The organism is Stenotrophomonas sp. Iso1 (genome assembly GCF_027497995.1).
Classification (GTDB): domain Bacteria; phylum Pseudomonadota; class Gammaproteobacteria; order Xanthomonadales; family Xanthomonadaceae; genus Stenotrophomonas.
Window position 1 is genome coordinate 151087 of sequence record NZ_JAODBT010000001.1, and the last position, 11778, is coordinate 162864.

Below are 11778 nucleotides of genomic sequence, written 5' to 3' on the forward strand. Positions count from 1 at the left end.
ATGTTCAGCCCGCGTCAGGCAATGTCGAAATGAAGCGGCTGATGATGTCGGCCACCGCTTGAGGGTCGTCCATATGGACGTGGTGATGGCCGGCCAGGGTGTGCAGGCGGCCATCGGGCAGCAATGCCGCGCGCTGGCTGCGTTCTGGCTCAGGGAAATATGCTTGCGCAGGTGTGGCATAGATCACCTGTACCGGGCACCGGATGGCGCTGACCACATCACACACCTGGTCCTCGGTCATGCGTACTGCAGTGGGCAGCATCAGCCGTGGATCGCTGCGCCAGGTCCAGCCACCGTCCACTTGTTTGACCCCGCGTTCGACCAGCAGGCGTGCGGACGCTTCACTGAGCTGGTTGACCATCATGCGCGCGCGCACCGGCGCGGCCAGGTCCGGGAATAGGCGCAGCTGCTTGGTTTCGAGCTTCATTGCCGCGTCCACGTGGGTACGTAGCCGCTGCACGGTTTCGTTGGCCGGGGCGGCCAGGCCACCCAGTGCTTCGATCGACACCAGCGCCTGTACACGCTCACCTGCGACGGCAGCCACGAGGCTGGCGATGGCCGCACCCATGGAGTGGCCGAGCAGTACGAAACGCTCCCAACCCAATGCATCGGCGATGGCCAATGTCTGCACGATGGCCAGCGGTGTGGTGTAGGGCGTGGTCAGTTGCAGGTGATCGCTGAAGCCGTGACCGGGCAGGTCCACCATCGCGATGTCCAGCGTGGGGAGGTGCGCGGCCAGTGGCAGGAAGCTGGCCGCATTGTCCAGCCAGCCGTGCAGGGCCAGTACTTTCAGGCTGCCGGGTTTGCCGGTGCGCAGGCCAGCAACGCGCTGCCCCTCCAACTGCAATTCGAAGGAAGTTGCGTTCATGCCATTTGTGCCGTTGCCAGCGTGGCCAGGGCGCGCGCGTGCGACGGTGCGTCGTTCAAGCAGGGGATGTAACGCATCTGCGCACCGCGTTCAGCCACGGTGGCGGTGAAGCCCAGCGCCACTTCTTCCAGCGTTTCCAGGCAGTCGGTGGCAAAGCCGGGGCAGACCACGTCCAGTGTCTTGAGGCCGCTTTGTGCCAGCGCCCACAACCGTGGCTCGGCATAGGGTTCAAGCCAGCGTTCACGGCCGAAGCGCGATTGATAGGTGAGCTCCCATTCGTCCGCCGACAGCCCCAGCGCGGCGGTAATCGCCTCGGCACTTGCCCGGCAGCGTTGCGGGTAGGGATCGCCGGCGTCGGCCAGACGCTGTGGAATACCGTGGAAGGAGAACACCAGCTTGTCGCCGCGCCCGTGTTGCTGCCAATGCGCGGTGATGGACGCGGCCACGGCAGCGGCCCATTGCGGATCGTCGGCGTAATCGCGGATCAACTGCACCTGGATCTGCGGATTGCGCGCCTGCCATTGCTGCACGCGGTCTTCCACCGAGGCGGTGGTGGTGGTCGAGAACTGCGGATACAACGGCAGCACCACGATGCGCTGGATGCCTTCTGCAACCAGCGCATCCAGTGCGGGCATCAGTGCCGGTGTGCCGTAGCGCATGGCATGGCGCACCCGCCACTGCGGCAGCTCGCGTTGCAGGCCTTCGGCCAGACGGCGGGTATGCACGGCCAGCGGCGAGCCGTCCGGCAGCCAGACCTGCGCGTATTTATGTGCGGAGCGGCCACTGCGCAGCGGCAGGATCAGGCCATGCAGCAAGGGTTTCCACAGCAGCGGCGGGATCGAAACCACACGCGGATCGCTGAGGAATTCAGCAAGGTAGCGACGCACCGCCGGGGCGGTGGGTGTCTCTGGCGTGCCTAGATTGACCGCGAGCAGCGCGGTGATGGGGGCGTCGGACATGCGCGCATTTTCGCAGGTCTGGGCCGGGAAGGGAGTGGAGACGGGAGTGAGTGGTGATGTGTAAGTAAGAGCGAAAGCAACGGCTTCCCCTCAGTCCTTCTTTGCACATTACGTAAAACAGGGGTTGAAGCCTGTTTCGGCCCAACCTCGTCCGCCGGAACCTCTCGCTTCTTTTCGCACCGCAATGGGGAGACCGGTGGCTTTGCAGTTGCTCCAACACACGGCCCTCACTCACTCCCGATTCATGGCTACGCCCCTAATTTCAAGCACTTGCTATATCTTTGTGCATCGACCTACGGAGTTCACCATGCGCCGCCTGCCGTGCCTTGTTCTGCTGCTGTCTGCGAGCCTGCTGTCCGCCAATGCCTTTGCCGGCCCCAAGGAAGACCAGCGCGCCCGCAATGCGGTGCGTGTGCTCAGTGAAATCCAGGACATCCCGGAGCAGGCCATTCCGGACAAGCTGCTCGATGAAGGCCGCGCGATCATTGTCATCCCCGACACGATCAAGGCAGGTCTGGTGCTGGGCGGGCGTCGCGGCCATGGCCTGATGTCGGTCAAGACGCCTGACGGCAGTTGGTCCAGCCCGGTGTTCATCAAGCTCACGGGTGCCAGCATCGGCTTCCAGGCCGGCGTGCAGTCCTCCGACGTGATCCTGGTGTTCCGCAACGACCGCAGCCTGGACAACATCGTCAACGGCAAATTCACCCTGGGTGCGGATGCAGGCGTGGCTGCCGGCCCGGTGGGCCGCAATGCCGCTGCCGCCACCGATGGCCAGCTCAAGGCCGAAATCTGGTCGTGGTCGCGTGCACGTGGCCTGTTTGCCGGTGTTGCGCTGGATGGCGCGGCACTGCAGATCGACGATGCCGCCAATCTAGACGCCTACGGCCAGGGCACCACGCCGCGCATGATCATCGAGGGCCGCCTGGCGGCTGCACCTTCCAGTGATGTCGTAGCCTTCCGTGATCGTCTGGAAGAATCCACCTATGCCGCCCGCGAGAAGCGCGGCACCCAGGGCACCACTGCCCCGGTGGCTGCCTCGGCATCGCGTGCAGCGCCGGTGAGCGTTCAGGCTCCCGTCGCAACCGGTACCGATACGGCTACCACCGAGCCGCTGCAGAACACGCCGGCGCAGGCTGCACCACATCAGGGCTTCCAGCCAGTGACCGAGGGCGAAATCCGCACCGAGTCGCTGGACGGCGGCAACTGACCTTTGGCATAGCGATTGGCTAAGGCCGTGTGCGTTATGCTCATCCACCTTCCACATTAATTACGCGAGCAGATCATGGGCAGTTTCAGCATCTGGCACTGGTTGGTCGTGCTGGTCATCGTCCTGCTGGTGTTTGGCACCAAGAAGTTGACCAGCGGTGCCAAGGATCTCGGCAGTGCGGTCAAGGAATTCAAGAAAGGCATGCGCGACGAGGACAAGCCGGCTGCGCAGCTGGGCGATGAGTCGAGCGATGCCGAAAAGAGCCGCGAAAAGCAGGCTGAGCACGACAAACAAGCGCGTTGATCCGGAGTTTCGGGCGTGTTTGATATCGGCTTCAGCGAACTGCTGTTGATTGCGGTGGTTGCGTTGGTGGTACTGGGTCCGGAGCGCCTGCCCAAGGCGGCGCGGTTTGCCGGCCTGTGGGTGCGCCGTGCTCGCAACCAGTGGGATTCGGTGAAGCAGGAGCTGGAACGCGAACTGCACGCCGAGGAAATCAAACGCAATCTGCAGGATGTGCGCCAGTCGATGCAGCAGACTGAAACCGAGCTGCGCGATCAAGCCCGGCAGGTGCGCGACGGTGCTGACGCCATCCAGCAGGAAGCGCAGCAGGCTGATCTTCAACCGCCCGGCCTTCAACAACACGAAGTGCCAGCCCCGGCCGAAGCTGAGCGTGTGATCGAGCCTCGCCCGATCAGGCCGGCGCCCGCGCTGGAGTCGGAGATGGGCAACCGTGCAATCGCGCTGGATACGCCGGCCCCGCCTGCCGCTGACGCCGCGCCCTCCACGCCGGAGCGGACGCAATGAGCGCCAATGAATCCAACGAAAGCCCGTTGATCGAGCACCTGATCGAGCTGCGTGCACGTCTGGTGCGCGCGCTGATGGGACTGGGCGTGGTGCTGCTGGCGCTGCTGCCGTTCTCGCGCACGCTTTACACGCACCTGGCCACGCCGCTGATCTCTCAGCTGCCGGCAGGGCAGTCCATGATTGCCACCAATCCGGCGGGCGCATTTTTCGCGCCGCTGAAGTTGACCTTCTTCACCGCCGTATTCGTGGCGGTGCCGTGGCTGCTGTATCAGGCCTGGGCCTTTGTCGCGCCGGGGTTGTATGCGCGCGAACGGCGCCTGGCTGTACCTCTGCTGGGCTCGGCGATGGCGTTGTTCTACATCGGTTGCGCGTTTGCGTACTTTCTGGTGTTGCCAGCGGTGTTTCACTTCCTCACTACCTTTCGTCCGGAAGTGATCGCCATCACGCCAGATGCAAACGCCTATCTGGATTTTGTGCTGGCCATCTTCTTTGCCTTTGGCGCCAGTTTTGAACTGCCGGTGGCGATGGTGATCCTGGTGCTGCTGGGCTGGGTAACACCGCAGCAGCTACGTGAAGGCCGTGGTTATGCGGTCGTGGGCATCTTCGTGCTGGCCGCGGTACTGACCCCGCCGGACGTGGTGTCGCAGTTGATGCTGGCCATTCCCATGTGCGTGCTCTACGAACTGGGTATCCATGCCTCGCGCTGGTTGTTGCCGCGTGATCAGGACAAGACCGCGGCACCCTGAATAGATGTATTCAACGTCTTCAGGTTTTCTGCGTTACCTTTCCGCCGGATAGGGGCTGCGCGTTATCGGGCAGGCCTGGGAACCGCCAGGGGGAATTCCCGTATGACGCAAAACAGAGGCAGCTGGATCAACAACGTTTCATTGCTCGGCAAGATGCTGGCCGCATTTGGCCTGGTGTTCCTGTGCTTTCTGGCTACCAGCGTGGTCAGCTACCGCACTTCCGGGCAGGACGACGCGGCGCGGAGGCAGGAAGGCCGGCAGATTGAAGTGATCCGGCAGGTGGAGGAAGCCATCCAGGCTGTCCGCCTGCAGCAGATCGCGATCCGCAACCATCTGCTCGGTGAAGACAGCAAGGAACTGGACGTCCTGCGTAAACAGCGCGAGCGCCGTGATGCGGCGCTGGGTGCAGCGATCGAGGCGGGCGACGAAGTGCAGGGCGAGCGTCTGCGGCGCACGGCGGCGCAGGCGACGACCTGGGATGCGGAGGTGGCGGAAGTGCTACGCCCCGCACAGGCTGGAGCCGAGCCGATGACGCCGTTGCAGCGCCTGCATGTGGTCAGCAAGGGACAGGGCGATGCCTTGGCCGAAGCACTGGATGGCATCTACGAAGCAGAACTGAAGGTGCTGTTGACCCAGCGTGGCCAGATGAGCGAATGGATTGCTCGTGCCCACCGGATTTCACTGATTCTGCTGGTGGTCGGCTTCCTGATCATCATCGGCACGCTGTTGATGATTTCGCGTTTGGTGGTGCGGCCGATCAACCGTCTCACCGAAAAGATGACGCGCCTGTCCAACGATGATCTGGACGTGGAAATCAATGGGCTGGAGCGCGGCGACGAAATCGGCCAGATTGCCCGCGCGCTGGAAGTGTTCCGTCGCAACTCACTGGTGTCGCGTGATGCCAACTGGGTCAAGCTCAGCGTTGGTGAGGTAAATGCGGCGTTGCAGTCCATGCAGACGCCCGACGACTACGCGCAGGCGCTGATATCGCAGATTGCCCCACGCATCGGCGCGCCCATCGGCGTGTTCTTTGTTTTTGACGAACAGGAAAAGGAACTGCGGCTACAGGGCAGTTACGGTTTCCAGCGGCGCAAGCATCTGGGCCTGCGGTACGGGCTGGGCGATGGGTTGATTGGTCAGGCTGCGCTGGAGCGCACCCGTATCAGCGTGCAGCAGGTGCCGGACGAGTTCTTTGGCGTGCACTCTGCCCTGGGCGAAGCGCAACCCAGCGCGCTGTTGGCGGTGCCGTTGTTGTTGAAGGGCCGGCTGTTGGGGGTGCTGGAATTTGGCAGCTTTGGTCAGTTCAGCGCCAGCCAGGAAGCGTTTATCGACAGCGTACTGGCGCCGGCTGCCCTGGGTTTGGACAACATCCGCCGCGCCGACGAAACCCAGCTGCTGCTCGACCACACCCGCGCACAGGCCGAGGAACTGCAGCAGTCGCAGGTGGCCTTGCAAGCGCAGGAAGAAGAGTTGCGTGCGGCCAACGAAGAGCTGCAGGGCAAAACCGTGGAGCTGGAAGAACACGCCCAGCGACTGTCTGCATCGGAGGAGGAACTGCGTGTGCAGGCCGAGGAGCTGCAGGCATCCAACGAAGAGCTGCGGCAGAAGACCGAAGTGCTCAACGAGCAGAAGGATGTCCTGCAGGTACTGCAGCGCGAAACCGAGTTCAAGGCACAGGAACTGGCACGTGCCAGCCAGTACAAAACCGATTTCCTGGCCAACATGTCGCACGAGCTGCGCACACCGCTCAACAGCCTGTTGATCCTGTCCAAAGAACTGGCTGAGAACGAGAGCGGCCATCTGGATTCGGAGGAAGTGGAAGCGGCTGCGGTCATCCACGATTCCGGTTCCAACCTGCTGCGATTGATCAACGACATCCTCGATCTGTCCAAGATCGAAGCCGGCAAGATGGATGTGTACCGCGAGGAAGTGCGGGTGGAAGCACTAACCCGCGAAGTCACGCGTCATTTCCGGCACATGGCGATGGAAAGCCGCTTGGAGTTCACTATCGATGTGGACCCGGCGGTGCCCGAATCGTTGGTCACTGATCGTTCCAAACTGCAGCAGGTGCTCAACAACCTGCTCGGCAATGCCTTCAAGTTCACCCGCGAAGGCAAGGTAACGTTGCACCTGGCGATGGCGGATGCTGCGCTGCTCACCCGTGTGGGCGCTGCGGCCGATGAGCAACACCTGGCATTGTCAGTGCGCGATACCGGCATCGGTATTCCGGAAGAGCGTCTGGAATCCATTTTTGAAGCCTTCGAACAGGTGGACTCCAGCACCAGCCGCCATTACGGCGGCAGCGGACTGGGACTGGCTATTGCGCGGCGCCTGGCGCAGTTGCTGGGCGGCCATCTGGTGGTGGACAGCGAGCAGGACAAGGGCAGTTGTTTTGCGCTGGTGCTGCCGCTGTGGTCGGCCGCCGTCAGCACGGTGCCGACGACGACAACTGCGGAGCAGCGGCTTGCGCCGACACCACTGCGTGCCGCCACTGCACCGTTGATTGATTGGATTCCCGACGACCGCCATGCCATTGCGGCTGGCGAATCAGTCATCCTCACCATCGAGGACGATCCGGCATTCGCGCGCATTCTGGTTGACCTGATCCGCCGCAAGGGCCACCGCGCGCTGGCCGCTGCCGATGGCGAGAGTGGCTTGGAACTGGCGCGGCGTTATCGCCCTACTGGCATCCTGTTGGATGTGATGCTGCCGGGCATGGACGGTTGGTCGGTGCTGCAGCACCTCAAGCACGACCCGGTCACCGCAGCGATCCCGGTGCACTTTATTTCCGCCGTGGACGAAGCCGCCAAGGGCGTAGCGCTGGGCGCGGTGGGTTACCTGACCAAGCCGGTGGATCGCAAAGCGTTGATTGCCGCGTTCGACCATTTGCTGGATGTTGCCGGCAAGATCGTGCGCAAGCTGTTGCTGGTCGATGACGACGATGATTCGCGCCTGGCACTTACGCATCTGCTGCAGGCCGACAACGTCGAAATCGACCAGGTGGCGTCGGGTGAAGAAGCCCTGGAGCGCATCGCCACGCACAGCTACGACTGCATTGTTCTGGACCTCAACCTGGGCGGAATTTCTGGCGTGGAGTTCCTGGAGCGTGCGGCCACTCTGGTGGCGGTGCCGCCGGTGGTGATCTATTCCGGGCAGGATTTGAGCCGGGAAGAAAGCCTCAAGCTTCGTCAGTACACCGACAGCATCGTCATCAAGGGCCAGCGTTCGCCCGAACGCCTGCTCGATGAAGTGAGCCTGTTCCTGCACAGCATTGGTTCGCGCGGTGGCAATGCCACCCCATCGGACGACCAACATCTGGCCGGGCGCCAGGTGCTGCTGGTCGATGACGACATGCGCAATTTGTTTGCGTTGTCCAAGTCGCTGCGTGCGCGTGGTATCAACGTGAGCATGGCCCAGGATGGCTACAAGGCGCTGCAGCAACTGCAGGAGAACCCCGGCATCGAACTGATCCTGATGGACATCATGATGCCCGGCATGGACGGCTACGAAACGACCCGCGAGATCCGCAAGCGCCCGGAGTGGAGGAACCTGCCGATCATCGCGGTCACCGCCAAGGCGATGCATGGCGACCGCGATAAATGCCTGGATGCCGGTGCCAACGATTACCTGACCAAACCGGTGGATATGGACAAGTTGCTGTCGATGATGCGTGTATGGCTGCAGAAGTAGGCCCGTCCACCCCCGCAGCGTGTCGCGATGAAATCGACGATATCGAAGTCGATGGTTTCATCCAGGCGATGACGCGGCGCCATGGCTACGACTTCAGCGGCTACGCACCGGCCTCGCTCAAACGGCGGGTGCTGGCGGTGGTGCAGTCGCTGGAGATCGCGCACGTCGGCGAGCTGACCGCTCGCGTACTGCGTGACGATGAGATGGTGCCGCAGGTCATTGCCAAGTTGTCGGTGCCGGTGTCGGAGATGTTCCGCAACCCGGCGGTGTTCCGGAAGCTTCGTGATGAAGTGTTCCCGGTGCTGGCCTCCTACCCGCAGATCAACATCTGGCAGGCCGGCTGTGCGCATGGCCAGGAAGTGTATTCACTGGCCATCCTGCTCAAGGAAGCCGGCCTGTACGACCGTTGCCAGATATTTGCCACTGACTTCAGCGACGAGGCATTGGCGCGGGCACAGGAAGGCATCTTCCCGATCCGCGATGCGCGGCTTTATTCGGAGAACTACCTCGCCGCCGGTGGCCAGCACACGTTGTCGGACTATTACCACGCACGCTATGACTTCATGAAGCTGGATGAGCGATTGAAAGAGCGGGTCACGTTCGCCAACCACAACCTGGTCTGCGACGGCGTGTTCTGCGAAGCGCAGCTGATCCTGTGTCGCAACGTGCTGATCTATTTTTCCGACGCATTGCAGGACCGCGTGCTGGGCTTGTTCCGCAGCAGCCTGAGCCGCGGCGGCATCCTGTGTCTGGGCAACCGCGAGTCGATCCGCTTCGCGCCCAGTGCACGTGATTTCGTGCCGTTGGACGCCGAGCTGCGGCTATACCGCAATGCCGGAGGAACGCTGTGAATCCGCAGCAGGCATCGCCGCCAGAGATCGTGGTGATGGGGTGCTCGGCGGGTGGGTTGTCGGCGCTGCACCGGGTGCTGGGCGGGCTGTCCGGGCCGCTGCCGGTGCCGATGGTGGTGGTCTGCCACAGTGGCTCGGAAGACATGCGGGTGTTCTGCGAACTGCTGGAAAGCCGCAGTGGATTGCCGGTGCTGGAAGCCGAAGAGCGGCTGCTGCCCGAACCCGGCAACGTCTATGTCGCGCCTGCTGGTTATCACCTGTTGCTGGAGCGCGATAAGCGTTTTGCCTTGAGTGTTGATCCGCGCGTGGCGTTCTCGCGTCCATCAATTGATGTGTTGTTTGAATCGGCTGCCGAGGTGTGGCGCCACGGTGTGCTGGCGGTGCTGATGACCGGCGCCAACGCCGACGGTGCCGAAGGTTGTGCAAAAGTGCGCCGCGCCGGCGGCACCGTGGTGGTGCAGGACCCGGAAACCGCGCAGGTTCCGATGATGCCCGCCGCCGCGCTGGAGCTTGCCGGCGCCGACTATTGCCTGCCCTTGCCGGAAATTTCTCTTTTGCTGGAATCCCTATGTTCGTGACCAAGTCACCTGCCACGCAGCGCCCCAAGATACTGGCCGTGGACGACAACCCGGCCAACCTGCTGGTGATCCGTCGTGTACTGGCCAAGCTCGATGTCGAAGTGGTCGAAGCCTCCTGTGGCAACGATGCGCTGAAGGCCACGTTGGACGACGAGTTTGCGCTGGTGCTGTTGGACGTCTACATGCCGGACATCAACGGCTTTGAAGTGGCCGAAATCCTGTCGCAGGAAGAAGGCACGCGGCAGACGCCGATCATCTTCGTCACCGCAACCTATGCCGACGACGTGCACCGGCTCAAGGGGTATGGCTTTGGCGCGGTGGACTACATGGCCAAGCCGCTGGAAGCGACCATTCTGCTGTCCAAGGTGCAGGTGTTCCTGGAGCTGTACCGGCACCGTGTTGCGTTGCGCGCGGCGCTGGGTGAGTTGTCCGAGCGCAACCGGCAACTGGAGATCGAAGTAGAGCAGCGCAAGCTGATGGAGCAGGAGATGCGTCACCTGGCCATGCACGACATGCTCACCGGGTTACCCAACCGGGCCTTGTTCATGGACCGCCTGGAGAGTGCACACCATCGCGCCGTGCGGCATGGCGGCATGTTCGCGCTGGTCTATGTGGACGTGGACCGCTTCAAGGAAGTCAACGACACCTGGGGCCATGCTGCCGGCGATGCCATGTTGGTCGAACTGGCCGCACGATTGCGCAGCACCTTGCGCGAGAACGACACCGTCGCGCGGTTGGGCGGCGATGAGTTCGCGTTGGTGCTGGAAGAACTGGAGGACCTGCAGGATGCGGAGCGGTTGTTGGAGCGCGTGCGCGCAGCGCTGCTATCGCCGATGCAGTACCAGCGCGATGGCGAAGAAATCACCCTGTCCGTGAGCGCCAGCATCGGCCTTGCGGCTTACCCGGCCGACGGCGCCGAGGTGGGTGCCTTGCTGCATGCCGCCGATCAGGCGATGTACCAGATCAAGCGTGGCGGCGACGCGGTGTGAGCTGCCGGGCTGGGATGAAATCCCAGCCTATGAGCGGACTCAGGCCTCAAACACGTGGCCCGAAGGCTTCGGTGCCGACGGTGTACCGGCCGTGGTTGGCGCCAGCATCTGCTTCCATGCGGCGTATACCGCACCGGCAAATACCGGCATCAGTACCGCCATCAGCAGCAACTGGGCAATGGCCAGTGCGGCCGTTTGGCCCGCAACCAGGCCGACGATCAGCGCCACGATCATTACTGCGAAATAGATTGCGAAGATCGCGATGAAAGCCAGCACGAAGAACACCAGCATCGCCGGCAGGTTGTGGATGCTGGCACGCAGGCTCTGACGCAACGCCTGTACGCCGGTGCGGTTCTCGAACATCACCTGTGGCGGCATCACGAACAGTGCCAGCGTCAACGCAGCGAACGTGCCCAGCATCAGCGCCAGCCACAGCAGGATGCGACCGGCCGGCAACGTCGCCACCAGTGACTCGATCTGCGTCGGATCCGGCTGTACGCCGGACTGGCTGATCTCGTTGATCTTTAACATCACGTCCGACAGCTGCTGGAAGCCGGCGGGGCCGCCGACCAGCACGAACAGCAGCGCACCCAGCACCAGCGCGGCGATCAGCTGCGGCAGCAGGGCGACCAGCAGATGCGGTGCGCGGCCTTCCTGCACACCCTGCAACAGATGCACCGGGCGCGCTTGACGGCCCTGGTCGACCTCGCGGATGGCCCACAACATGCCGCCCATGAACAACGGGCCGGCCAGGATCAACAGGAACTGCAGCACCAGGCCCAGCGATGCCGGGGCCAGCATCGCCAGCGACAGCACCAGTGAGGTGCCTACGCCCCACAGGATGCCCAGCGAACCCAACGCCAGCGGCGCGCGCTTGAGCAGGCCAAAGCCGGTCAGCAACCAATCCGCACCGGCAGACGCCGGCACTTTGTGAATCTCGCTCATTGCAGTTCCGAAACAAGGGGGGACGCCGGCAACGCTGCAGACGCCGGCCGATTATCGCCCGAAACCCAACCCGGGGTTATGAGCAACAAGTAACGGGGTATGGGGGGCGGCGAGCGGGAGGCGGGAGGTAGCGTTTGAGCA

At 63.0% G+C, this 11778-nt stretch carries 11 protein-coding genes; 8 read left to right on the forward strand and 3 right to left on the reverse strand.

All coding sequences use genetic code 11. The annotated features are described in order from the left end of the window. Nucleotides 1–4: 4 nt before the first annotated feature. Both PAN08_RS00560 and hemH read right to left on the reverse strand, forming a co-directional pair. The gene (locus tag PAN08_RS00560; RefSeq protein ID WP_269789613.1) at nucleotides 5–868 is read right to left on the reverse strand and encodes an alpha/beta hydrolase; all 864 of its coding nucleotides are present in this window, start codon (nucleotides 866–868) and stop codon (nucleotides 5–7) included. After that, nucleotides 865–1827, reverse strand: coding sequence for a ferrochelatase (gene hemH / locus PAN08_RS00565; protein WP_269789614.1), 963 nt, complete (start codon nucleotides 1825–1827; stop codon nucleotides 865–867). The genes PAN08_RS00560 and hemH overlap by 4 nt, the downstream gene beginning before the upstream one ends. Before the next feature lie 307 nt (nucleotides 1828–2134). Here hemH and PAN08_RS00570 point away from each other — a divergent pair, with 307 nt between their 5' ends. From PAN08_RS00570 to PAN08_RS00605, 8 genes are all read left to right on the forward strand, one after another. Further along, a complete protein-coding gene (locus tag PAN08_RS00570) occupies nucleotides 2135–3034 on the forward strand; it encodes a YSC84-related protein (protein ID WP_269789615.1) in 900 nt (299 codons plus the stop codon). Between the two features lie 75 nt (nucleotides 3035–3109). Further along, on the forward strand, nucleotides 3110–3337 hold the full coding sequence (gene tatA, locus PAN08_RS00575; RefSeq protein WP_269789616.1) for a Sec-independent protein translocase subunit TatA: 228 nt from the start codon (nucleotides 3110–3112) through the stop codon (nucleotides 3335–3337). 15 nt (nucleotides 3338–3352) lie between these two features. Further along, nucleotides 3353–3838, forward strand: coding sequence for a Sec-independent protein translocase protein TatB (tatB, locus tag PAN08_RS00580; protein WP_269789617.1), 486 nt, complete (start codon nucleotides 3353–3355; stop codon nucleotides 3836–3838). Continuing rightward, complete coding sequence (gene tatC, locus PAN08_RS00585) at nucleotides 3835–4584, forward strand: twin-arginine translocase subunit TatC (protein ID WP_269789618.1); 750 nt, start codon at nucleotides 3835–3837, stop codon at nucleotides 4582–4584. Before tatB ends, tatC begins: the two co-directional genes overlap by 4 nt. 102 nt (nucleotides 4585–4686) lie before the next feature. After that, nucleotides 4687–8274, forward strand: a complete 3588-nt coding sequence (locus PAN08_RS00590) for a response regulator (RefSeq protein ID WP_269789619.1) — start codon at nucleotides 4687–4689, stop codon at nucleotides 8272–8274. Beyond that, complete coding sequence (locus PAN08_RS00595; protein WP_269789620.1) at nucleotides 8259–9125, forward strand: CheR family methyltransferase; 867 nt, start codon at nucleotides 8259–8261, stop codon at nucleotides 9123–9125. The genes PAN08_RS00590 and PAN08_RS00595 overlap by 16 nt, the downstream gene beginning before the upstream one ends. Continuing rightward, nucleotides 9122–9703 carry a chemotaxis protein CheB gene (locus PAN08_RS00600; RefSeq protein WP_332840079.1) on the forward strand — a complete coding sequence of 194 codons (582 nt, stop codon included), beginning with the start codon at nucleotides 9122–9124 and terminating at the stop codon, nucleotides 9701–9703. The genes PAN08_RS00595 and PAN08_RS00600 overlap by 4 nt, the downstream gene beginning before the upstream one ends. After that, nucleotides 9700–10692 carry a diguanylate cyclase gene (locus tag PAN08_RS00605; protein ID WP_269789621.1) on the forward strand — a complete coding sequence of 331 codons (993 nt, stop codon included), beginning with the start codon at nucleotides 9700–9702 and terminating at the stop codon, nucleotides 10690–10692. Before PAN08_RS00600 ends, PAN08_RS00605 begins: the two co-directional genes overlap by 4 nt. 39 nt (nucleotides 10693–10731) lie before the next feature. On the opposite strand, the gene PAN08_RS00610 is transcribed toward PAN08_RS00605, so the two are convergent. Beyond that, nucleotides 10732–11637, reverse strand: a complete 906-nt coding sequence (locus tag PAN08_RS00610; RefSeq protein WP_332840080.1) for a BPSS1780 family membrane protein — start codon at nucleotides 11635–11637, stop codon at nucleotides 10732–10734. Nucleotides 11638–11778: the final 141 nt, after the last annotated feature.